General features: G+C 66.9%; 12 protein-coding genes. 9 read left to right on the top strand and 3 right to left on the bottom strand.

The annotated features are described in order from the left end of the window. Positions 1-118: 118 nt before the first annotated feature. From BC793_RS10565 to BC793_RS49510, 3 genes are read right to left on the bottom strand one after another with little or no spacing between them, the layout of a single operon-like run. Positions 119-763 carry a restriction endonuclease subunit S gene (locus tag BC793_RS10565; protein WP_109591772.1) on the bottom strand — a complete coding sequence of 215 codons (645 nt, stop codon included), beginning with the start codon at positions 761-763 and terminating at the stop codon, positions 119-121. Continuing rightward, the gene (locus BC793_RS10560; protein ID WP_158319222.1) at positions 751-2,475 is read right to left on the bottom strand and encodes an N-6 DNA methylase; all 1,725 of its coding nucleotides are present in this window, start codon (positions 2,473-2,475) and stop codon (positions 751-753) included. Before BC793_RS10560 ends, BC793_RS10565 begins: the two co-directional genes overlap by 13 nt. After that, a complete protein-coding gene (locus BC793_RS49510) occupies positions 2,465-2,626 on the bottom strand; it encodes a hypothetical protein (protein WP_158319221.1) in 162 nt (53 codons plus the stop codon). Before BC793_RS49510 ends, BC793_RS10560 begins: the two co-directional genes overlap by 11 nt. Before the next feature lie 543 nt (positions 2,627-3,169). Between BC793_RS49510 and BC793_RS10545 the strand changes: the two genes are divergently transcribed. The 9 genes from BC793_RS10545 (at position 3,170) to BC793_RS10505 (ending at position 23,855) form a co-directional block, all read left to right on the top strand. Further along, complete coding sequence (locus tag BC793_RS10545; RefSeq protein ID WP_146246223.1) at positions 3,170-3,850, top strand: hypothetical protein; 681 nt, start codon at positions 3,170-3,172, stop codon at positions 3,848-3,850. Between the two features lie 118 nt (positions 3,851-3,968). Further along, the gene (gene pglW, locus BC793_RS10540) at positions 3,969-8,264 is read left to right on the top strand and encodes a BREX system serine/threonine kinase PglW (protein ID WP_211340631.1); all 4,296 of its coding nucleotides are present in this window, start codon (positions 3,969-3,971) and stop codon (positions 8,262-8,264) included. Then, positions 8,261-11,821 carry a BREX-2 system adenine-specific DNA-methyltransferase PglX gene (pglX, locus tag BC793_RS10535; RefSeq protein WP_109591760.1) on the top strand — a complete coding sequence of 1,187 codons (3,561 nt, stop codon included), beginning with the start codon at positions 8,261-8,263 and terminating at the stop codon, positions 11,819-11,821. The genes pglW and pglX overlap by 4 nt, the downstream gene beginning before the upstream one ends. A 15-nt stretch (positions 11,822-11,836) precedes the next feature. Continuing rightward, positions 11,837-13,039, top strand: coding sequence for an ATP-binding protein (locus tag BC793_RS10530; RefSeq protein ID WP_109591758.1), 1,203 nt, complete (start codon positions 11,837-11,839; stop codon positions 13,037-13,039). Further along, a complete protein-coding gene (locus BC793_RS10525) occupies positions 13,036-14,061 on the top strand; it encodes a ParA family protein (protein WP_109591756.1) in 1,026 nt (341 codons plus the stop codon). The genes BC793_RS10530 and BC793_RS10525 overlap by 4 nt, the downstream gene beginning before the upstream one ends. Then, positions 14,058-17,756 carry a DUF6079 family protein gene (locus tag BC793_RS10520; RefSeq protein ID WP_109591754.1) on the top strand — a complete coding sequence of 1,233 codons (3,699 nt, stop codon included), beginning with the start codon at positions 14,058-14,060 and terminating at the stop codon, positions 17,754-17,756. Before BC793_RS10525 ends, BC793_RS10520 begins: the two co-directional genes overlap by 4 nt. Then, positions 17,738-20,479 (top strand): BREX-2 system phosphatase PglZ, encoded by a 2,742-nt coding sequence (gene pglZ / locus BC793_RS10515; protein ID WP_109591752.1) that lies wholly within the window; start codon positions 17,738-17,740, stop codon positions 20,477-20,479. Before BC793_RS10520 ends, pglZ begins: the two co-directional genes overlap by 19 nt. Beyond that, entirely contained in the window at positions 20,476-21,753 is a 1,278-nt protein-coding gene (gene brxD, locus BC793_RS10510) for a BREX system ATP-binding protein BrxD (RefSeq protein WP_109591750.1), read from the top strand. Before pglZ ends, brxD begins: the two co-directional genes overlap by 4 nt. Continuing rightward, on the top strand, positions 21,750-23,855 hold the full coding sequence (locus BC793_RS10505) for a DEAD/DEAH box helicase (RefSeq protein WP_109591748.1): 2,106 nt from the start codon (positions 21,750-21,752) through the stop codon (positions 23,853-23,855). Before brxD ends, BC793_RS10505 begins: the two co-directional genes overlap by 4 nt. Positions 23,856-23,944 lie beyond the last annotated feature (89 nt).

Here is a 23,944-nt window from a genome sequence, read left to right as displayed (position 1 = left end):
CCAGCCTCACGCAGCCCTTGATCGTGCCCGAAATCGCCCTTCTGACGCTGGATCATCCGGGTCGACCGCGACGACCGGCCCCCATACAACGTGATCATCGTCGTGAACAATCCCCGGGCTACGCCCGCAGCTGCGTCATCTCGTTCGCGACCATCTGCGGGACCACCTGTTTGCACAGCTCTCGGGTCAGTCCGACGACTCTTTCGTGGGCTTCGATCTTGTTCCGGAACGCCCGCGCCACCTCGGCGATCTCCTGCTGGATGTACATCGGAGGCAGGGAGACGGGTAGGTTTTTGAGGCTGCCCTGGGTCAGGCTGGGCTGAATTCCCTGTTTGACCTGCTGGCCGAGGAACTCCAGGACCGCGGGATGCATCAGGTAGCAGTGGAGGTAGTACGGCAGCAGAACCGTTCTCGCGGTTTCGGTGACCTGAATCCGGATCGTGGATCCGCCCATGAGCATCCCGGCTTCGCGTTCCCCGATGATGACGTGATTGATCCTCTCGCTGAGCCTGGGCAGCAGAATGTCGCCGACGGCGAGTTGGTATCGGCTCAGCCTCCGCGCCGCCTCCAGGCTGATCCTGGTTCTCGGGGTGTCGGACACCCGGCCATCGTTGATGTCGATGGTGTTGATGACCGCAATGCCGTCAGCGTCGTGGTCACCGGCGTTGAGGTCGGAGCCGCTGGCGCCGCCGTTGATGCGGCAGAGATCGTCGAGGCGACGGTGCGTCCAGTTGTCGGGGGTGGGACTGATCAGGCGTTCCATGGCTGCAACCGATCGAGGAGGCGGTCAAGGGCATAGTCGGCGGCATCGGCCGCGTCGTCGAGTCGGCGGAGTTCGGCACGGAGCGTGGTGAGGCTCGGCGACCGGCTCGTCACGTCCGGGGCCGGAGGACGAAGATAGGTCGACGGTGTGAGGTCGTGGTCGTGCTCGCGGAGACGTTCGAGGCTGACGGAGACCGCGGTGATGTCGCCGGTCGCCTGAACCCGGCCGCCACTGGCCTCGGACCATGCGCGGTAGAGGCCGACGATGTGCCGGCTACCGGCGTCGGTCAGGATCCGGTGGGTCTTTCCCGCCGGATCGGTGGCCTTCTTCGCGTCGATGAGTAGCACCTCGCGGTCCGGGCGCTGTACCGGGCGGCCGAGGAGCCAGAGGGTGAGCGGGCTGGCCGTCTCCCGGAACATCTGTTTCGGGAGTTCGATGATGCAACGGACCACGCCCTGTTCCACCATCTCGGCGCGGATCTGCCGGCTCTTGCTGGTGGTGACCGAGGTGGTGTTGCTGGGCATCACCACGACGGCGCGGCCTGCCGGTGCCAGCGCGGTCGCGATCAGTTGCAGCCAGGCGAAGTTAGCGTTGTGGCGGGATGGCTCACCGTACGGCCAGCCGTCAGTTGCGATCCCCGTTGCGGACCGCCAGTCGGGCATAGTGAACGGGGGGTTGGCCAGGACGACGTCGTAGGGGCCGCCCCTGACGTCGACGATCTTCAGATCATCGGGCGGTGGCCCGCCGAGGTCGAGTGGGCAGCCGTGGACGGCGGTGTTCATGACAGCCAGGCGCCACGCCCGGGAGGCCAGGGCATGGCCGCTGACCTGGTGGCCCCGTGGCAGGTCTGCTCCGTTGTCGCGTCGATGGTCCAGCATGGCGGCGACGATCTCACCGGAGCCGCAGCACGGGTTGTACACCCGGTCTTTTGGTCCTGGATCGGCGAGCCGGACCATGAGGTGGGCCACGCCGTGCGGGGTGAGGTACTCGTCGTCGCTGGACTTGCGGGCTTGTGCGAATCGATCAAGCAGATAGTCGAAAGCCGCGGCCGCCGTCAACCGGCGGCCGACCCTCTCCTGTGACGCACCCGTATCGGGCTGGACCCAGCGTTTCAAAACCTCGACGCCGGTACGGAAGCGAGCCTGCCACCACCCGTCTCGGACGATCCTGTCCAGCAGTTCGGGCCGCATGCCGTCGGCTGTCGGCAGGGCGGACCACACATGGGCGAAGACGTCTGGACTGCGGGTGGCCGCGATGCGGGTCCATTCTTTAGGGGCGATCGCTTGGACGCAGACCAGCGCCATGATCATTTCCTGGAACATGCTGCGGTCCTGGCTCTGCGTGAAGCCAGGCTCCAGGTTCTTCCACAGGTCGGCTTTGATGGCCTCGGCGACCATGTCGGGTGCCACCTTTTCGTCGGAGCGGACGTCGGCCAGGCCGACGGTGAGACGAAAGCGCTGGCCGTAGGTGGTCCCGGCCGTCTCGCCGTCTCGCCGTTCGTCGCGCTGGATCTTGCGATTGTCGAGCCACTCGGCGACGTCTTCGGCGGCGAAGAGGTCGGCGGGCACGGTACTGACAGGCTCGGGAAAGTCCGGGTGCCGCCGCATCCAGTTGTTCACCGCCGCCCCGTGCACACCGGCAGCCTGGGCGATCTCCAGCCTGGTCATCAGACGCCGTTCGCCGGCACCGCCGACCGCATGATCAAGCGTCATCGTCCGCCTCCTTGCGCCCGTCCCGGAAGGCACGAATCAGCCGTTCCAACCGAACCGTCCGGCCGTCACTCACGATCACCCAGCCGAGGAACCCGACGGCCAGCACCACGACCACCGGAACGGCGATCCCCGGATCGATGAGCCCTGCCATGTCCGCCAGTCTGACAACCACGCCCGTTTCCTCCCCTGATGCGGCTCTCATGGCGTCGAAGGTAAGCCGCACTCCACGCGCGAGTCGTGCTCGTAGCGATAATACGGAAGGTTCTGTTTCTCATGGGGTTAGCGCAGTCGCGATGCCGGGTGCGGCGTGGTGCTCAGAGCACCGCGACGAACCGGGACGGCTCGGCGAGGATCTGCTCGGCTCGGCGCGGGTGGGGTCGGCAAGGCGGGCGGCGAGTGTCGCCATCGCGAGACGTTCTGGGAGGGTGGCACTGAACTGGCGGCACCACGGCCGCCAAGGCGAGGTCCTTCAAGCGGAGGACAGCCGCCACGTCAATCTGTGATCTGCCAGTGACTTTGAGCGACCAGCCACTCAATTCCATTACCGTCGATGCATGGAGTCAGGCTCGCCAGAGCGCGGGTCATCCCACCAGACCCTCTCCTTCTCTTTCCCAGCCCGCCTGAATCGGTTCGTGACATCCTGGTCGCCGGCCGCCGACACCTTGCACGAACCCGAATCTGGCGCATTGGCGGCGTGCGAGCCAGCAACGATCGCATCGTGGCTCGCTTGGGATGGGAAACTCAGGAAGAGACGGATCGATACGACCCGAGTGTCGAGGATTTCCAACACGAGGCGGTGATCCGCAGCCGGACGGTCACGTTCGTCGTACGGCTCGCCGACCTCGCCGTCGTATACGAGCGACGTCGGGCCGGCCTATCCGAGCAGGACTTCGCCACAGGGCTACGGATTCTGCTACGCACCTTCGACGGTCATCGCCGCTGGGTGGTCGCACCAGTAGACAGCAAGACCACCTTTGATGACTGGGCGCGAGGCGTTGACCGGGTGAGTCGCTTCCGGTTCCGGGCGAACGGGGCCGATCTCTCGGCAGACATACGGTCCACCACCCTCGGCCGATTGCTGGTACCGAGTGCGGGGCTGCTGACAGTTGACTTCAAGTCCACCCACGGGATGGATGTCGACTACGACGTGATTCGCGAACTCGTTCGCTTGGCCGAGAGCGGAATCGGTGAGGTGCTCGCCGTGGGCCAACGGAGCAGCCAGGACTCCGAGGACGTAGTGAAAGCGTGGGAGAGCGGAAGCGCCGCCGAACGGGTAGTCCAAGAAGTGCCGCTGGACGAGAAGGACTCGGACTCGGCTGCTGAGTCCCGGCTCCTCCGGGTCCTCTCCGCTGTTCCGACCAATCCGTCCTGGTGACGGCGGCATACGACGTCAGCCCTTGCCGATGAGCCGTGGGCCAGAATCCCTGTTCGCACCTGTCGTTTCATCGGAACGGTATCCCCCGTTCGTCTGCTCAGCGTGAGCCCAGTTGTCATTGTTTAGAAACTGGGCATCTCATCGCCGCCATCTACCGAGTCGGGTGCGACTACCTGCCCGCACGTTTGGCAAGATGGGGCACTGCAGTCGAGCGGGGAGGTCTGACGTGCGGGCAGACAGTCCGCGGTGGCGTGAGGTCACCGCATCCGAGTTCCCGCATGAGCGGGAAGGACTCGCGCACCTGCGTGAGCTCCTACCCGACCGGGGTCCCTTCCGTGCATGGACGAACTTCGAGTTCCGCGATCGCGACGGTAAGTGGTACGAGATCGATGCGCTTGTCCTGGGCGAGCGCCGGCTGCACCTCATCGAACTGAAGCACTACCAGGGCACCATCACCGGAAACGCCTACCGATGGCAGCGTAACGGCCGCAGCGAGGACTCCCCGCTGCTCCTTGCCCGGCGCAAGGCGCAGCGCCTCAAGGGTGTCATCACCGAAGCGATCCGGCAGATCCAGCCGAACCTTGATCCGCGGCATATTCCTTTCGTGCAGCACTCCGTCTTCCTGCACGCTGCGAACGGCCGGTGTGCGCTGCCGCCCTCCGACGCAACGGACCTGTTCGGCCTCGACGGCTCGGAACACCGCAGCGGTCTGCCGAGCATCGCCCAGCGGGTTTTGGAACCGGCCCTGTCGGGACAGCGGGCCGGCCTGATCGAGCACGACGATCTGCTCGTGCAGCTGTTCGAGCGGATCGGCTTCGCGCTGCGCCGCGAGCACGAGGTCGGATCCTGGAGGATCGTCGGCGAGCCGCTGGCCGAGGGCGAGGGCTGGCAGGACTGGCCGGCTGAGCATCGGCTGGCCCGGCGTGACGAGGCCCGGATCCGCTTCTTCGTCAGCAAAGCCGGCGCATCCGACGAGGAGCGGCGCAATACCTTGCGGCTGGCCGAGCGGGAGTACGCGCTGACCAGCCGACTGCACCACGATGCCATCCTGCGGCCCCGCGATCTCGTGGAGGACGAGCTCGGCGTCGGCTTGGTCTATCCTCGCGACGATGCGTTCGCCCGTCTCGACCTGTGGCTGAACGACCACGGACACCGGCTGTCGCTGCACGAGCGGGTCGGCATGATCCGCCAACTGGCCGAGGCGCTGGCCTACGCGCACCGCCACCACGTCGTCCATCGCGGGTTGTCGCCGGTGGCCGTGCTGGCGCGTTGGCGGACCACTGAGGAGATCGAGATCCGGCTCGGTGACTGGCAGGTCGCCGGTGCCGACGCGCCCGGAAACAGCACACCCAGTCCCACCGCGACGAGGCTTTTCGCCGTCTTGGAGGGGCGCGAGGCGGTTGACTCGGGAAGTCAGCCCGGTCGTGGGTACCTTGCCCCGGAGGGCCGCTGGGATCGCACGGCCGACCGCATCCGTCTTGATGTCTTCGCACTGGGTGCGATGGCGTACCACATCGTCGCGGGTCGCCCTCCGGCAACCGATGAACTGGAACTACGCGAACGGGTTGCCCGCGACCGAGGGCTCGACCTGGTTGCCGATGTGCCCGAGGTGCCGCCCCGGCTGCGGGATCTGATTCTGCGTGCCACCCGGCCGACGGTCAGTGACCGGCTCGCCGACGTGCAGGCTTTCCTCGGGCTCCTGGATGAGGTCGACCGTGAGGTGGCCGCAGGGACCGCCGATTTGGTCGACGATCCGCTGGACGCGGCGCCGGGAATGATGCTCGGTCAGCGGTTCGAACTGCTTCGCCGGCTGGGGTCCGGGTCCACGGCTGTCGGACTCCTGGTGAACGACCGCGCGGCCGGTGGTGAGCGCCGCGTGCTCAAGGTTGCGGTCGACGACGCGGCAGCGGCGCGGCTGCGCGGCGAGGCTGAGGTGCTGGCATCACTGCCCCAACATCCGCGGCTGATCCGACTGGTCGAGAAGACACCGCTGGAGGTGGGCAAGCGCACCGCGCTGCTGCTGGAGAGCGCCGGCGAATCCACGTTGGCCGAGGTGTTGCGGGAGCGCCCCCGGCTTTCCATCGACTTGCTCGATCGGTTCGGCACCGACCTGTTGCAGGCGCTCGTCGCGTTGGACAAGGCGGGCATCGACCACCGCGACATCAAACCCGCAAACCTGGGTGTACGGGAACAGCGCGGCGACCGTGCCAAGCACCTGGTGCTCTTCGACTTCTCGCTGTCGCGCGCCGGCGCCTCGGCGGTGGAGGCCGGCACCCCGCCCTACCTGGACCCGTTCCTCGGCAGCGGGTTGCGGCCAACCTGGGACTCGGCCGCCGAACGGTACGCGGCGGCGGTGACCCTGTTCGAGATGGCCACCGGACAGGCCCCACGCTTCGGCGACGGACGCACCAACCCTGCAGTGATCCCCGACGAGGCCACCGTCGAACCGGCAGCCTTCGACCCCAGCATCGCCGGTACGCTGGCCGACTTCTTCCGACGGGCCCTGCGCCAAGACGCTCGGGAAAGATTCCACACCGCGGCCGAGATGCTGACCGCCTGGCGGGCGATCTTCCCGGATCGAGACACCTCGCTACCCGACGACGCGGACGAGTTGGCCGCAGCCGCGCAGCCGTCGACCCCGTTGGCGAAGTCCGGCCTGTCCGCGCGGGCCTTGTCAGCGCTGGAGCCGCTGGGTCTGGAGACCGCCGGTGATCTGGCCGCGGTCGACCCCGGCCGGCTGTCGCGGCTCGCCGGTGTCGCCGACCCGACCCGGCGTGAGGTGCGTAGCCGGGCCAAGCAGTGGCGTACCCGATTCGGACCGGCCGTCGGCTCCGGCGCGGAGCCGACGACTGCAGCCACCGGATTGACAGCGGATGTACGCGTGGCGGCGGATCTTCTGATCCGGGTTGCGCGCACGCCCGCCCGGCAGCGAGTAGCCCGGCGCGTTCTCGGTCTTCCCGGCGAGGCCGACATCCCGCCGGACGTGTTCGCGCCGCTCGCCGAGCTGGCCGCCCCATTGGGCCTTAACGGCGGCCCGCAGGTGTCCCTCGCCCTCTCGGCCATGCAGGAGGCTTGGGCCGCCGACGACGAAGCCAGATTCCGGCTCGACGCCGTGCTCGGCTACGCCCATCGGCTCCTCATCGGCCTCGGCGGTGTGGCCGGCGTCGATCACGTGGTGGCGGCCTGGGCAGCCGAGAGCGGGGCAGCGGAAACGAGCCGCATGGTGGCCGGACTGCTGAAGCTGGCGCTGGACCGCGCCGACATCGTGGAACGCGGCGGCGGTGACCGCGCACCGATCGTGCGGCGGCGTAGGCGCAAGGGCCGCACACAGCTCCTCGCCATCACCCCTGCCTTGCTGGACGTGGCCGATCTCCTAGGCGAGCGCGCCGACGAACTGGTCACCGCGGCGGTGACCGCAGGCGAGGACCTCATCCCGGTGAGCCGTGCGGCAGCCCGACTGCGGACGGCGTGGCCCACCGACGCACCGCCGATCGACGACATCCGGCTGGTGCGCCTCGCCGCGCGTCTGGCCACCCGTGCCGGCGCCTCCTGGCAGGGTGAACTGCACGACCGGCATCTCGACGCCGCCGTTGCGGTCCGTAACGCGCTCGGCGGTGTCGCCCCTTCGCAGCAGCTGACCGTGCGTGATCTGCTGGACCGGGTTCGCGCCCGGTTCCCCGATCTGCCGGCGCTCCCGGGGCGGCCACACCTCGACGGCGTGGTGACGAAGGCCGGGGTGCCGTTGCAGTGGAACGGCGAGGCGTACGCCGTGCCGTCCCGCCCGTCCGACACCACCCTCACCAGCCGCACCGCCGTGACCAGCGTGCCGGTCTCTTCGGCGGCGCCCACCGGCTCGGCTGAGGACATTCGGCTCGCGGAGAGCGTACGCGGCAGGGGGTTTCTCGCCCTCGGGGTGCCGCCTCTGCGGCTCGACGCTGCAGCAGCCATGCTGGCTGCGCGGCACGGCGCGCACATTCTCGATGTCACCGCGGTGCTGCTGGAGGCGCTGCGTGCGGAAAGTGCGCGCCGCGGGGTGCCATGGGACGAGGTCCGCGCAGCCGACGCGGCGGAGCCGGGTAGCCGTCCCGCCCAAGGTCTCAGCGCGCTCGTCCGGGCCGCCATGCCGGCCGTCGGGGCAGCGATCAATGAGGCGAGCGACGCGGCGCCGGAAGGCACCCGGCCGGTGCTGCTGGTGGAGGCGGCGCCGCTGGCCCGCTACGAACACACCGAAGTGCTGGCCCGGCTGGCCGACCTCACCGCGCGGCGCTCGCAGACGATCTGGCTGCTCTTGCCCGACGAGGGACGCGGCGCCCTGCTGGACGGGGTCCCGCTGCGGCTCGGGCACGGTGGCCAGTTCCTACGACTGAACGAGAAATGGCTGCACACGTCGGCCGCTGAGAAGGAGTCTGTATGAGTGCCGCGGACACGCTGACCGCTGAACTCCGTGCCGAGGTCAAGATCCTCGAGGAGGATCTGCGTCAGCGGTTGGCCGTGTCGCCGGACGTGAAAGCCGACTGGAACCGCCAGCACACGGATGCGTCGACGGTCGGGCGTACCGCGATCTCCTGGGAGGAATGGTCCAGCGAGCGGATCACCCAGGCTGCGGTGGCGTGGGTGCTTACCACCGTGTTCATCCGCTTCGCGGAAGACAACGGCCTGGTGAAGCCGGTGTGGATTTCCGGGCCACCTGCCCGGCGGGCCGAGGCGCTCAATGCCCAGAGCGAGTTCATGCGTACGCGTGCACAGGCCGGCGAGAACCCGACGGACCGGGACTGGCTGCTCGAGGCGATCAAATATCTGTCCGGGCTGCCGACCGCGAAGGCGCTGGTCGACGAGACATCGGCGTTGTGGCTGATCACCCCGTCGGGCGACGCTGCGGGGCGCCTGCTCGCCTTTTGGCGGGAGCGGGACGAGTCCGGTGAGCTACGCCGTGACCTGCACGACGAGAAGTTGGACACCCGCTTCCTCGGCGACCTCTACCAGGACCTCTCACTCGAAGCTCAAGACAAGTACGCGCTGAAGCAGACGCCTGTCTTCGTGGAGGAGTTCATCCTCGACCGGACTCTTGAACCGGCGCTGAAGGAACGGCCGCTCGAAGGCTTCAAGGTGATTGACCCGACCTGCGGATCGGGGCATTTCCTGCTCGGCGCCTTCGAGCGGTTGCTTGAGCGCTGGGAGGAACATGCGGCAGGGCTGAATAGCCGTGCGCGGGTGCAGAAGACGCTCGACGCGATCCATGGCGTCGATCTAAACCCGTTTGCCGTGGCGATTGCGCGGTTTCGGCTGACTATTGCGGCGCTGCAGGCGGCAGGAGAGAGCGCGTTGGATGCGGGGAATCCGATCGTCTTCAATTTGAACCTGGCGGCCGGAGACTCACTCTTGCATGGCCTTGACCAGCAAGAGATCGACTACGGCCCCGAGCACCACACCGACCGGACAGTAGGAAACCACGCTTATCCCACCGAGAATCTGGCGGCTTTGCGCCGCATATTGGATAACGGTCAGTACGACGCAGTTGTGGGCAACCCGCCTTACATCACAGTCAAGGACAAGGCACTTAATTCCGCCTACCGGGATCGGTACAGGTACCTCAAACGCACTTATGCCTTGACCGTTCCCTTTATGGAGCGATTTTTTGGTCTGGCGAAGTCTGGGGAGCGGGCCGGTTGGGTCGGCCAGATCACCAGCAATTCCTTCATGAAACGCGATTTTGGCGCACCGCTCGTAGAGAAATACCTTCCGAGCCGCGATATGCGACTTATTATCAACTCGGAGGGCGCGTGGATGCGTGGACATAATATGGATGGCACTCCGACAGCAATCATAGTTGGCACCAACCGAACTCCGGCGACTGATTCCATTCGGGTCGTCATGAGCAAAGGGCGCCGAGAAGGGCGAGATGGTGGCAGCGAAGGCAAAGGCCCATATTGGTCTGCGATCGCGCAACACCTAGATGACGACACCTACGAGGATGACTGGGTCTTAATTTCCGCGCTGCCTCGTCGCGATTTTTCGAGCCACCCGTGGTCTCTCGAAGCTGGGTCCTCTAGCATCCAGCGGGTACTGGAAGCGGCGGGAAGAAAGCTTTCGGACGTCGTGCAATCTGTTGGTTACACTGGCCAAACGAACAGCGATAGTGCCTTTTTGGCGACTGCCGATGCGTTTAGGCGTAAAGATATTCCGCGGAGCCTGTGGCGCCCCTTCATTACCGGTGATGAAGTTCGCAATTTTGGGACAGATCCGCAAACCTCATCCCTATTCCCGTACGTGAGTGGCGATTTGATCGATATTGTCGATTATGACCAAGTCCGTAAATGGATGTGGCCCAATCGAACGTCTCTTTGGGCAAGGGCAACCTTTGCTGGGCCCACATACAAAGAGGAGGGCCGCCCATGGTGGGGCTGGCATCAGGTCGCTAAGCATCGCCTTTCCGGCCCGGCGATTACCTGGGCATTCATCGAGTCAGCTAATCATTTCGTCTATCTAGATGAATGCTTGCTCCATAATCGCCATGCTCCGATCCTGAAACTCCCCGCCGGCGCGAGTGAGGCAGATTACCTCGGTAACTTCGCTCTTCTTAACTCCTCCGCATGTTGTTATTGGATGAGAAGTGCATGTCAGCCAAAAGGGGGGGCCGCTGACTCTATTTGGGCTAGGACATTTGAATTCGCGGGAAACATTCTGGAGCAGTTGCCGATACCGAAATCGCTCCCACTCGGCAGAGGCTCGGTGCTCCATGGCCTGGCTCAAGAATTGGCGTCGTGCTCACCGCGGGCCCTATTGGCCAGGCATGCGGCCGGTCGCGAATCGCTTAAAACTGCTAGCCGGCTATACCATTCGATAGTCGCCAAGATGATTGCGCAGCAGGAGGAGTTGGACTGGGAGGTCTACCGGCTCTACGGGCTTGTTGACGAAGATCTGACTCATTCTGGGAACGACCTGCCTGAGCTGATGCTCGGGGAGCGGGCCTTTGAGATCGTGCTTGCACGGCGGATGCGCGACGACGAGGAGAAGACCGCGTGGTTCGCGCGCCACGGGTCCACGCCGGTCACCGAGATTCCCGAGCACTGGCCGGCCGCGTATCAGGACCTCGTTCAGCGCCGGATCGATCTGATCGCGTCCCATCCGTACCTCAAGCTCTTGGAACGACCCGAGAACAAGCGCAGGTGGGCCACCGAGCCGTGGGAAAAGCAGGAAGAGCGCGCTCTGCGCGGCTGGTTGCTGGATCACCTGGAGGACCGGCGGTTCTGGTTCGACCGGAGCGGCACGCCGATCACGCGCAGTGTCGCCCAGCTTGCCGATGAGGTGGCCCGCGATCAGGACATGGCCTCGGTGCTGACTCTGTGGGAGGGACGGCCGGACGTCTCGGTGGCGGCGAGCCTGGAGAAGTTGCTGGCCCGGGAGGCGGTGCCTTTTCTGGCCGCGTACCGGTACAGGGAGAGCGGCCTGCGTAAGCGTGCGGCCTGGGAGCACACCTGGGCGTTGCAGCGGCGCGAGGACGCGGGCGAGAAGTTCGGTCAGGACAACCCGATTCCGGTGCCGCCGAAGTACACCTCGGCCGACTTCGCTCGTAAGGAGTACTGGGACAATCGCGGCAAGCTGGACGTGCCGAAGGAGCGGTTCGTCCTTTACCCGGACACCGGGCGGGAGACCGACGCGTCGCCGGTGCTTGGCTGGGCCGGGTGGGATCACGCGCAGCAGGCGTTCGCGCTCGACCAGTTGATCATTCAGGGTGAGACGGACGGCTGGCCCGATGAGCGGCTGATCCCGCTGGTCGCTGGCCTGGCCGAGCTACTGCCCTGGGTAGAGCAGTGGCATCAGGAGGCCGACGACTTCTACGGCGGCGAGTCGGCGGCGAGCTTCGTCGGTAACGCGCTCGCCGAGCGGATGCAGCAGGTCGAACGTACCCGGGAGCAGCTTGCCGCCTGGCGTCCGCAACCGGCCCGCCGTGGCCGTCGCATTGCCAAGTAGGGCAGGCTCACAGATATGGGGAGAAGCACCGAGGAACTGCTGCGGCTGCTCGCCGACCTGGAGAGCGATCAGGTCGAGCGCAAGGAGTCGCTGAAGACGGCCGACACCAAGGACCGGGTGTGCCAGGCCATCTGCGCATACGCGAACGACCTGCCCGACCACCGCAGCTCAGGGGTGCTCTTCATCGGCGCGACCGACGCCGGTCGACCGGCCGGGCTGAACGTCACCGACCGGCTGCTGCTGGACCTGGCCGACCTGCGCGGCCAGGGCCGGATCCTGCCGCCACCGATCATGAGTGTGCGGCGGCTGGAGGTGGAGGGGCAGGCGGTGGCCGTGGTCGAGGTGGAGCCGAGCCCCAGCCCGCCGGTGCGGTTCAACGGCCAGGTGTGGATCCGGGTGGGACCGCGCCGGGCGATCGCGACCGCGGACGAGGAACGCCGGCTTGCCGAGCGTAAACGCGCCGCCGATCTGCCGTTCGACAGCCGGCCTGCGGACGGCGCCTCCCTGGGTGACCTCGATCTGACGCTGTTCGAGCGGGAATATCTGCCGAGCGTGCTACCGCACGAGGTGCTGGCGGCCAATGGGCGGACCGTCGAGCAGCGGTTGACGTCGCTACGGCTGGCGACCGTGGACGGCATCCCGACCAACGCTGGTCTGCTGATCCTCGGGGTGGAGCCGGCACGGCTGCTGCCGGGGGCCTACATCCAGTTCCTTCGGGTGCAGGGCCGGGATCTGAGCGATCCGATCAGTGATGAACGCCGCCTCAGCGGTGCCCTACCGGATCTGCTGCGAGAGCTCGACGAGCTGATCAAGTTGAACATCCGTACCGCCGTGCAGATCGGTGAAACCCTGCGTGACAGCCGACGGGCGGATTACCCGCTGGCCGCGTTGCAGCAGCTCACCCGCAATGCGGTGCTGCACCGAAACTACGAGGGCACGCATTCGCCGGTGCGGATCACCTGGTATGACGACCGGGTGGAGATCTACTCGCCGGGCGGCCCCTACGGTGCGGTGACGGTGGAGAACTTCGGTCGGCCAGGTGTCACCGACTACCGCAATCCGATCCTCGCCGAGGCTGCGGCAGGCCTGGGGTACGTGCAGAAGTTCGGCGCCGGCCTGGAGATCGCCCGGCGCACGCTGGCGGACAACGGGAACCCGCCGCCGGAGTTCACCCCGGACCCTTCGTACGTCGGCGTCATCATCAGGGAGGCGCGATGAACGCACCGGTGATCGCCTTCTTCAACAACAAGGGCGGCGTGGGTAAGACGTCGTTGGTCTACCACTTGGCGTGGATGATGTCGGAGAAGGGGCTGCGGGTGGTCGCCGCCGACCTGGATCCACAGGCGAACCTGACAGCCAACTTCCTTGACGAGGAACAGCTCGTCGAGCTGTGGCCGGCGGGCAAGGCGCTGACCGATCGCGGTCGTACCGTCTACGGCAGCCTGTCCCCGCTGATCCGCGGTCTCGGCGACATCGCCGATCCGTCCCTGGTCGCCGTGGCCGACCGGTTGCACCTGCTGCCGGGTGACCTGACGTTGTCGAAGTTCGAAGACGAACTGTCCAACCAGTGGCCGGACTGCCTGGATGGCAAGGAGCGGGCTTTCCGGGTCATCTCCGCCTTCTGGCGGCTGCTCGACCGCGCCAGCCGGCAAACCGAAGCCGATGTGGTGCTCGTCGACGTCGGTCCCAACCTTGGCGCGATCAACCGGGCCGCGCTGATCTCGGCCGATCATGTCGTGATTCCGTTGGCGCCCGACCTGTTCAGCGTGCAGGGCCTGCAGAACCTCGGACCCGCGCTGCGCAACTGGCGCATCGAGTGGGGGGCACGTCTCCCGCGGAACCCGGACGTCGAACTGGAGCTGCCCGCCGGCCGGATGTCTCCGGCCGGCTATGTCGTACTGGGTCACGGGGTACGGCTCGGCCAGCCTGTTCAGGCATACCAGCGGTGGATGGACCGGATTCCCGAGGTGTATCGAACGTCTGTGCTCGATGTACGTGAACCGGCGCCTTCGGTGGATGAGGATCCGTACTGCCTCGCCCAGCTCAAGCACTACCGCAGCCTGATGCCGCTGTCGTACGAAGCACACAAGCCGGTCTTCGCCCTCAAACCGGCTGATGGCGCCTTCGGCGGCCATCAAGCGGCCGTCAGGACCGCGGCTGCGGACTTCGCCGCACTGGCCGAACGTATCCTCACTGAGGTCGGCGGACCGAACGGAACCCCCGAGGGAGCAGCCGCATGAGCATTCTGCTGCGCGACATCATCAAGATCCCTGAGACCGCGGGTGCCGACGACTACGTCTTGCGGCTGACCGAAGGCGTGGGCAGCGGTCGACTGGCCCGCACCATCGACGACTACGTCGTGACCGATCAGTTGGCGGAGGCCTTCGACTCCGCCCTCAGTCTGGTGGTCTCCGCATTGCGTGACGACCAGAGCCGGGCGGCGTTCCTGTCCGGCTCGTTCGGGTCCGGCAAGAGCCATTTCATGGCCGTGCTGTACGCACTGCTCGGGCATGACGCGAAGGCCCGCGGGAAGGAGGAACTCCAGCCGGCGGTGGCACGGCACGACTCCGCGATCGAGGGCAAGAAGTTCCTGCGATTGGCGTTCCACTTCCTTGATGCGCGCAGCATCGACGAGACGATCCTCGGCGGTTACGTCGCACAGATCCAGGCGCTGCATCCCGGATGCGATCTGCCGGCCGTGCATCGCAGCGACGCGGTGCTGCAGGACGGTGAGGCGCTGCGGCTGAGGCTAGGTGACGACACTTTCTTCGCCGGCCTCAACGGGGGTGGTGACGTCTGGTCGGGTGTCCTCGAGGGCGGCGCCTGGAACGCTGACAGGTACGACCGGGCGCGGGCCGCGGCTTTCGCCGACGAGGAGCGGACGAAGCTGGTCTCCGCGCTGGTCCGGCACTACTTCACGGCGTTCACGTCGACCGCCGAGTTCGTCCCGCTCGACGAGGGTCTGTCGGCCATCTCGGAACACGCCAAGGATCTCGGCTACGACGCCGTCGTGCTGTTCCTCGACGAGTTGGTGCTGTGGTTGTCGTTCAGCGTGCGCGACCGGCAGTTCTTCGGGCGCGAGGCGCAGAAGATCACCAAACTGGTGGAGTCCGGCTTCGGCGGGCGGGCCATTCCACTCATCTCCTTCGTGGCGCGGCAGCTGGACCTCAAGCGATATTTCGCTGACGTCGGCGGCGGTGTGGGCGCCGAGCAGGAAGCCCTCGACAACGCCTTCCGACACCAGGAAGGACGCTTCCTCACCATCAAGCTCGGCGACGACAACCTGCCGTACGTGGCAGAGAAGCGTCTCCTCCAGCCGCACAACGAGGCCGCACGAGAGGTGCTCAACGACGCGTTCCGCCAGCTCGACCGGCGCCCCGAGGTATGGGACGTGCTGCTCGACGGGGTGAACGCCGACGACAGCCACCGGGGCAGCGATCAGGAGGCGTTCCGGCGCACGTACCCGTTTTCCCCGGCGCTGGTGTCGACGTTGCGTACGCTCGCCTCGGCGATGCAGCGGGACCGGACCGCACTGAAGGTGATGCAGCAGCTCCTGGTGCGCCGGCGTGACTACCTGACAGTCGACGACGTGGTGCCGGTCGGCGATGTCTTCGAACTGGTGGTCGACGGCAACCAGGCGTTGACCCCGGAGATGGCCGGCCGGTTCAAAAACGCGCGGGCGTTGTACGACGACAAGCTGCGACCGCTACTGCTGCGCGAGCACAAACTGACCGAGACGGACGTCGCCGGCCTGCCGCTTGGTCACGCCTTCCACGCCGACGACCGGCTGGTCAAAACGCTGGTGCTGTCGGCAGTGGCGCCCGAGGTGCCCGCGTTGAAGGAGCTGACCGGCTCCCGGCTCGCGGCGCTCAACCACGGTTCCATCACCGCGCCGGCCTTCCGGGGGCGTGAGGGCTCGCTGGTCGTGACGAAGGTGCGTCGCTGGTCGGCGGAGGTGCCGGAGTTGCACATCACCGGTGACACCCGGAACCCGGTGATCCGGGTACGGATCGCCGAGGTGGACTACGAGAGCATTGTCGAGAAGGCCAAGGGGGAGGACAACGACGGCCGCCAGCGGGAGACGCTGAAACGCCTGGTTTGGGATGCGCTCGCGCTCGACGACATCGACGGCGACGCCTTCGGGGTGTCCCGGCAGCAGCGCGTGTGGCGCGGCTCGCGGCGGGAAGTCGAGGTCGTGTTCGGCAACATCCGAGACCGCGCCTGGCTCACCGACGGCGTCTTCGAGGCCGGGCCCGACACCTGGCGCTTCGTCGTCGACTACCCGTTCGACGCCGACGGCCGCAGCGCTCTGGAAGACCTCAACCGCATCGAAGAACTCAAGGGACGGGTGGTCAGCCGGACCGTCGTCTGGGTGCCGCACTTCCTCGGTGCCGAGCGGCGTCGTGACCTGGGTCGGCTGGTCATCCTCGACTGGTTGCTGGGTGGCTCCGGCGATCGGTGGACCACCCACGCCAACCACCTGGCCGAAGCCGACCGCGTGCAGGCACGCATCATCTTGGAAACCCAGCGTGACGCACTCCGGCAGCGTCTGCGCCAGGCCATTCAGGAGGCGTACGGAGCCGCGGCGCCCACTCCGGGCACGTTGGAAACGGTCGAGGGGCATGACCGGGTGCTGTTCAGCCTCAACCCGGAGTTCAACCCCACCGCTCCGATCGGACACGACCTGGCCGCGGCGTTCAGCGACCTGATCGACAAGGCGTTCGTCGCCGTCTTTCCCGGCCATCCGCGATTCGAACCGGAAGACCGGGAAGTACGGACCAACGAACTGACCGCTGTACTGCAGGCGGTGGAAGCAGCTCGGCAGGATCCTGACGGTCGGGTGTTCATCGACAGCGCGAAGCGGGAGGCGGTCCGCCGGGTTGGCAACCCGCTGGGTGTCGGTCATATGGGCGAGACGCATTTCCTCTTCGGGGCCGACCGGTTCCGATGGGACATGCAGTTGGCCACCGCTATGGGCCGGGACGGTCTCGCACCCGGTGATCCCGTGGACGTCAAGCGGCTCCGGTCCTGGATCACGGCGGTCACACCGCCCGCCGGACTCCGGCCGGAGATCGTGGACCTGGTGGTCTGCGCCTGGGCGACCCTGCACTCGCGGGCGTGGTACCGCTACGGCACAGCTCTGGCGTCTGCGCCGCAGCCCGGCTCGCTGTCGCCGGAGATGGAACTGCGGCCCGAGCCGCTGCCCTCCACCGACGACTGGAAGCTGGCAGTGGAACGGGTCGGGCACCTGTTCGGGGTCTTCGGTAATCCGTACCTCACCGGGCAGTCCGTCACCGAATTGACCGAAGCGGTCAGCGCGGCCACGCGGCAATCGATGGGTGCCGCGGGAGCTCTCGTCGCTTCGCTGGACGGCGTGTATCGGCGACTCGAGATCGATGCGACTGCCGGGACCGGTCGGCTGGCTACGGCTCGCGCCGCCGCGAGCCTGCTCACCGCCTTTGATACGGCGGGTGATCGAGTCCAGGTGGTCGAGGTGCTGGCCCGCCACGAGTTGCCGACGACGCTGCAAGCATTGTCTCGGTCGCTGACGTCCGCGGCAAAACTGGTGGACTTCATCAAGGGCTTCGCCTGGGACCGTCTGCGGCCGGTGCAGGAGGCCTCCACCGGAACCGATGACCGCTCTATCGCGGCGCGGAACATCGTCGAACGGCTGCGTACCGCGGTGATCGCGGAGGAGTTGGCGCAGTCGCTGCAGTCGGCTCTTCAGCGAGCCGAGGACGAGGCTTTCAAATGGGCTATCGGGCCCAAGCCGCCGGTGGATCCGCCGGTAGACCCGCCGACCAAGCCGTCCGTCAAGGGCGGCCGCCGGAGCATTGCATCGGCCGCTGACCTCGACGCCGCCCTCGCCGAAATCCGCGACTTCGCTGAGAAGGCGAAGCGGAACATCGTGGTCGAGTGGCGGGAACAGCCGTGACCGTACCCGCGGCCACCCTTCCGGTGTTGCGGGCGCTGCTAGACGAAGCGCATCGCAAGCGGTACCGGGGTGGAGTTCTTGCCGTGTCCGCCAAACCCGATTGGGACGGACCCGCTGAGTTCGAGCACGACGGTGTGCCGGTGCGGATCGTCGGCTGTCCCTCCACCCTGGCGGTGCGGGAGGCGCTGCTGGAACGGGCACCCGATCGATGGCTGGTGCTGCTTACCGACCGCGACGACAACGAGCTGGGTCTGGGCATCACCGCCCACTTGACGTGGCAGCGCACCCGGCGACCGGACCCCTGGGCCGCCGTGCAGGACCGGTTCGAGGCGACCAGGATCGACCACCGTCTGGTATCCCGCGCTGACAACCGTGACCTCGCGCTCGGCCTGCTCAGCGCGAGACCACCCGAAGGATGGCCACCCGCACGGGCGGCACTGCTGACTCGTGACCACGCATTGGCGTCTGTCGCGGCAAGCAGGCTGGGTCTCGGCAGCCTGACTGAGCCGTTGGACCTGGCCTCAGTGTTGCGGTGGACCACCCGCGGCGAAGCCGCTACCGCCTTGACGGACCTGCGGGCGCTCACCGTCGAAGCGCTGGTCGACGAGGTACTGACCTGGGTCGCCGAACGGTGCGGTACGGCTGGCCCAGCCGTGGCGGCCCTGCTGCGTTGCGGGCGCGCCGCCGATGTCGTACCGCTGGGTCTGGTTGCCCGGCCGGTGCTCGCGACACCGGGTGGTTCTGGGCCGCGAGCCCTCTTCGGCAGGGAGACCGGTGTGCCGCTGCCCGATCACGTGATCGCCTCCTGGTCTGCCGAGGCCGAAGCGGTTGTCCGTGAGGTGATCACGGTAGATCAGGAAGCCACCGCCCGGGTTCTGGCTCGGGCGGAGACGCTGCTGGACGCGGTGGAAGCGATATCCCATGCCGGTGAGTCGGGTGTGCTGCGCCGCGGTCTGACCGCACGTCTCGCCGAACTGGGGGAGACACTTCGGCGGTGCACGGCCCGGGCGGTGACCAGGGCCGGCACCGAAGGCCCCGACGCGGTCCTGGTGGATGTCGAGGTGCTGCCGGAGGTAGAGGCGGCCCGCGCAGGCGTCGAGGAGCATGCGTTGGCTCGCCACGCCGATGAGGTGCGAGTGCCTCGGGCGATCGCCGGAGTGCGTCTGGCGAGGTGGCTGGCGCACGGTTCCGAAACGTCCACCGACCTCGGTGCACTGACGACACGGCACCGGGACCACGGCGCCTGGGCTGACCGCGCGATCGCCGCCGCGTGGACCGGCGTCGATGACGAGGCGCTGGCGCAAGGATTGCGGGCGGTGCTGGAGGCGGCACGCCTACGACGAGACGTCCACGATCAGCTGTTCGGTCAGGCACTGGCCCGGCATTCGGGCCCGGCGCCCGCCGGCCTGATCCATCTGGAAGACGTGGTAGCGACGACCGTGCTGCCACTGGCCAAGCGCCAGCCTGTGCTGCTGGTGATCGCCGACGGGATGAGCCAGGCCGTCGCCACCGAAGTGGTCGACGACCTCGTCCGACGCTATGACACCTGGCTCGAATGCCTGCCGGACGGGGAGAACGAACGACGGCTCGCCGCGCTTGCCGTACTACCGTCGCTGACCGAGGTGAGCCGTGCCAGCCTTCTCTCCGGCACATTGACGGTCGGCCAGAGGAACACCGAACAGCGAGGCCTCCGCACCCTCGCCAAATCGCACGGCCTCCGTGCGGAGCTTTTCCACAAGCTGAACCTCGACACCAGCCCGGACGGGTATGCGTTGGCCCTGGACGTCGCCGCGGCGGTCGACGACACCGACATCGCACTCGTCGCCTGCGTCCTCAACACCATCGACGACTCTTTGGACCGGTCCGATCCGGGAGGTACCGCCTGGACCGCCGACACGGTCAAGCATCTGCGGCCGCTGATGGAACGGGCTCGTCGCGCAGGGCGAGTGGTAGTCCTCACCTCCGACCACGGTCACATCGTGGAGCGACGCCAAGGACGACAGCAGCCGGCAGAGGGAACCTCCAGCAACCGCTCACGTCCGGCGGCCGGAGGACCGTCCCCGACATCTGATGAGGTACGGGTGAACGGCCCCCGAGTGCTGTTGCACAACGGCGACGCGATTCTCGCTGTCAACGAGCGACTGCGATACGGACCGCTCAAGGCCGGCTACCACGGCGGTGCCTCCCCCGCTGAGGTCGTCGTGCCGATCAGCGTTCTGGCTCCCGGCGAAGCGCCGTCCGGCTGGCGGTTGGCACCCCCGCAATCGCCCAGTTGGTGGCGGAGCGCACAATCGTCGGCTCCGAGCAAACACCCCTCGACCGCTCCCGTGCATCTCCCCGTTCGACCGGCCAAGGAAGACCGGTCGGCGCCGACTCTCTTCGATGCCCCGGACGAACCGGTCCCGTCGGGTACCCGGGGCGAGGCGGTGCTCGCCAGCGCGGCATACCGGGACCAGCGCAAGCGCTCGGCACGATTGGCGATCAGCGACGGCCAGGTGCGGCGGCTGCTCGACGCGCTGCTGGAAGCTCCGGCACACCGGCTCGATCCAGAGTCTGCCGCAGCCGCGCTCGGCGTGGCGACCGTTCAATTGGGTGGTGCACTTCCGCAGGTGCAACGCCTACTCAACGTCGAGCAGTACCCGGTACTCAGCCGCGATCCGGACGGCGCCACAGTCGTGCTCGACGTCGAACTGCTCGCCGATCAGTTCGGAGTGCGGCCGTGACCACGCCATTGAGCCCTCGCCGGCGTCGGGAGGTCGTCAATGCGCTACGGCGAGGAACCGTCCCACACAACGGCCTGGACGTTCTCGCTGTAGGGCTGGACCGCTTCGCCGCCACCATGGAGGCGGAACTCGACGGTGTGACCGGCGGCGCAGCCGTCTTCAAAGCCGTCCGAGGAGAGTACGGGTCCGGCAAGACGTTCTTCGCCCGCTGGCTCGGTGAGCTGGCCAAACAGCGAGGAATGGCGGTAGCTGAGGTACAGATCTCGGAGACCGAGACGCCGCTGCACCGGTTGGAGACCGTATATCGGCGCATCTGTGAGTCCCTGCAGACCGCCGAATTCCCGCCGTCGGCCCTGCGGCCCGTTTTGGATGCCTGGCTCTTCGGCCTCGAGCAGGAGGCCGGTGAGGACATCGATGCGGTTCTCGAACGCCGCTTGGCCGCGGTTTCGCAGACCACACCGGCCTTTGCCGCCGCGTTACGGGCCTACCGGCGTGCCACACAGGCAGGTGACAGCACCATCGCGGAAGGCCTTGTCGCCTGGCTCGGCGGTCAGCCGCATGTCGCCGCTGCCGTCCGCAGAGGTGCAGGAGTACGTGGCGACCTCGATCACTTCGGTGCGTTCGGCTTCCTGCAGGGCCTCCTCACCGTGCTGCGCGACAGCGGCCACCCTGGCCTGCTGCTCATCCTGGACGAAGTGGAAACGCTGCAGCGCGCTCGCTCGGACGTACGCGACAAAGCACTGAACTCGCTCCGCCAGTTGATCGACGAAGTGGACTCGGGCCGGTTTCCCGGCCTCTACCTGTTGATCACCGGGACGCCGGCATTCTTCGAGGGCACACAGGGGGTGCAGCGGCTCGCGCCGCTGGCTCAGCGGCTCGCCACTGACTTCACCACCGACGCGCGATTCGACAACCCACGAGCCGTGCAGATTCGCCTTGTGGGGTTTACCCGCGAGGCGTTGCGCGAGGTCGGTGTCAGGGTCCGCGACATCTACGCCAGCGATGTCTCCGATCCCACCCGGATCACGAATCAGGTGGATGACGACTACATCGGTGACCTTGCTCTGGCGGTGGCAGGACGGCTCGGGGGCAAGGTGGGCGTTGCGCCCCGCTTATTCCTGAAAAAGCTGATCGGCGATGTATTGGATCGGGTGGACCAGTTCCCCGACTTCGACCCGCGGCTGCACTACTCCGTTCTGCTCAACGCTGCGGAGATGACGGATATTGAGCGCAACGCCGCCAGCGCGGACGAGGTAGCCCTGGACCTGCCGTGACCGAAGCCGACCAGCTCCACCCGGTCCTGCTCCACCACATCGTCAACACACTCGGCTGGACCGACCTGCGACCGATGCAGCGTGCGGCGGTAACGCCGCTGCTCACCGGCGACGACGCGCTCGTACTGGCGCCCACCGCCGGCGGCAAGACGGAAGCAGCGATGTTTCCCCTGCTCTCACGAATGGCCAACGAGCGGTGGACCGGCACGTCAATCCTGTATGTCTGCCCCCTCAAGGCACTGTTGAACAACCTTGTGCCGCGGCTGGAGCGTTACACCGAATGGCTCGGACGCCGAGCGGCGGTGTGGCACGGAGACATCACCGCGCCTCGCCGCAAAGCCATCCTTGCCGCCCGACCGGACGTACTACTGACCACGCCGGAATCACTCGAAGCGATGTTGGTCAGCCAGAACGTCGACCATCGGTCGTTCTTCACCGGCCTGCGTGCGGTCGTGGTCGATGAGGTGCACGCCTTCGCGGGTGACGACCGGGGCTGGCACCTGCTGGCAGTCCTCGAACGGCTCACCCACCTGCTGGGACGGCCCATCCAACGAGTCGGACTGTCGGCGACGGTGGGAAACCCAGACGAATTGCTGACATGGCTTCAGGGATCGGGACGAGATGCACGGCCAAGCCGGATCATCGCTCCCGAACAGACGGTGGCCGCCTCCGGACCGCCTCCGGGGCACATCGAACTCGACTACGTCGGGTCGCTGCAGAACGCCGCCAAGGTGATCGCGACATTGCACGGCGGAGAGAAGCGGCTGGTGTTCTGCGAGTCGCGACAGACGGTCGAGGAGCTTGGCCAGATGCTGAGGGAACGCGGCGTCACGACCTTCCTTTCGCACGCGTCGCTGTCCGCGGACGAACGCCGGCGATCGGAGCAAGCCTTCGCTGAGGCCCGTGACTGCGTGATCGTGTCGACCAGCACCCTGGAACTCGGCATCGACGTCGGAGACCTGGACCGAGTCATCCAGATCGACGCCCCGACGACGGTCGCGTCATTCCTGCAACGTCTCGGCCGCACTGGGCGCAGAGCGGGCACAACGCGCAACTGTCTTTTCCTAACCCGGGACGGCGAGGCGCTCACCAAGGCCGCGGCGCTGCTGCTGCTGTGGGGCCGAGGATGGGTGGAACCGGTTGTTCCCCCACCGGAACCACGCCACATCATCGCCCAGCAGGTTCTTGCACTCTGCTTGCAGGAACACCGCGTCGGTGATCGGCTCTGGGCGGAATGGTGGAACGGTCTGGCCCCGTTCGACCAGGGTGCCGAGCCCATCGTCCGCTACCTCTCCGGTCAGGGCTATCTGGAGAGCGACGGCGGTCTTCTCTTCATCGGCCCGGAGGCGGAGAAACGGTTCGGATACCGACACTTCATGGGCATGACCGCTGTGTTCACCGGTCCTCCGGAGTTCGCTGTTCTGCTGGGGCGCGCCGACTTGGGGCGGGTTGACCCCAGCCTCCTTACCGAGGAGGTTCAAGGTGACCGGCGACTGCTGCTCAACGGGCGCAGTTGGCGGGTGACCTACATCGACTGGCAGCGACGCCGGTGCTTCGTCGAGCCGGCAGACGGTGGTGGGCGCGCACGGTGGACGACCGGAGGCTGGGCGGGCTTGGGATTCGAACTAACGCGCGCCATCCGCGAAGTAATGCTCGGCAGTGATCCACCGGTCCGACTCACTGCGCGGGCCATTGCACGGCTGGCCAAGGAACGCGATGAGAAGGCCGACCTTGTCCATCCTGGCGGCAACGTCATAATTCAGGACCGGCAGGGCGATCTGCGATGGTGGACATGGGCCGGCTTCCGCGCGAACGCCACGCTGGCCGCGACCCTCGGCGAAGTCATCGATCCCGCCCAGCGCTTCGATGACTGTCAGGTGAGGCTGCGTCGCGATCTGACCCCCGCGGAGTGGCGTGCCTTGACCGCGGACGCAGGAGACCGTCTCTGTCTTCCTGACGTGGACAAGAGGGCACTGGACGGGTTGAAGTTCAGTGCTGCTCTTCCCGAGCGGCTTGCGGTCGCGACGCTAGCCGCGAGGCTCGCCGACTTGGACGGCGCGGCCACTGTCCTGGCCGAGCCGGCACGTTTCGTAAAGCAATAGAACTATTTTCGCCTCGGGCAGTGATCCCTCGGACAGCGAAAGTGATGATGCGTTGACGACAGCGGAGAGGTCGTTCGAGGAGGCCGTCC

Origin of the sequence: Actinoplanes xinjiangensis (assembly GCF_003148685.1) — a bacterium.
Classification (GTDB): Bacteria; Actinomycetota; Actinomycetes; order Mycobacteriales; family Micromonosporaceae; genus Actinoplanes; species Actinoplanes xinjiangensis.
The sequence above is the reverse complement of the archived record's forward strand: the minus strand, read 5'-3'. Positions and strand labels throughout refer to the sequence as shown.

Coding starts and splice junctions, on each gene's coding strand:
- BC793_RS10565 (WP_109591772.1), bottom strand. CDS start 763: ATGGAACGCCTGATCAGTCCCACCCCCGACAACTGGACGCACCGTCGC.
- BC793_RS10560 (WP_158319222.1), bottom strand. CDS start 2,475: ATGACGCTTGATCATGCGGTCGGCGGTGCCGGCGAACGGCGTCTGATG.
- BC793_RS49510 (WP_158319221.1), bottom strand. CDS start 2,626: ATGGCAGGGCTCATCGATCCGGGGATCGCCGTTCCGGTGGTCGTGGTG.
- pglX (WP_109591760.1), top strand. CDS start 8,261: ATGAGTGCCGCGGACACGCTGACCGCTGAACTCCGTGCCGAGGTCAAG.
- BC793_RS10530 (WP_109591758.1), top strand. CDS start 11,837: ATGGGGAGAAGCACCGAGGAACTGCTGCGGCTGCTCGCCGACCTGGAG.
- BC793_RS10525 (WP_109591756.1), top strand. CDS start 13,036: ATGAACGCACCGGTGATCGCCTTCTTCAACAACAAGGGCGGCGTGGGT.
- BC793_RS10520 (WP_109591754.1), top strand. CDS start 14,058: ATGAGCATTCTGCTGCGCGACATCATCAAGATCCCTGAGACCGCGGGT.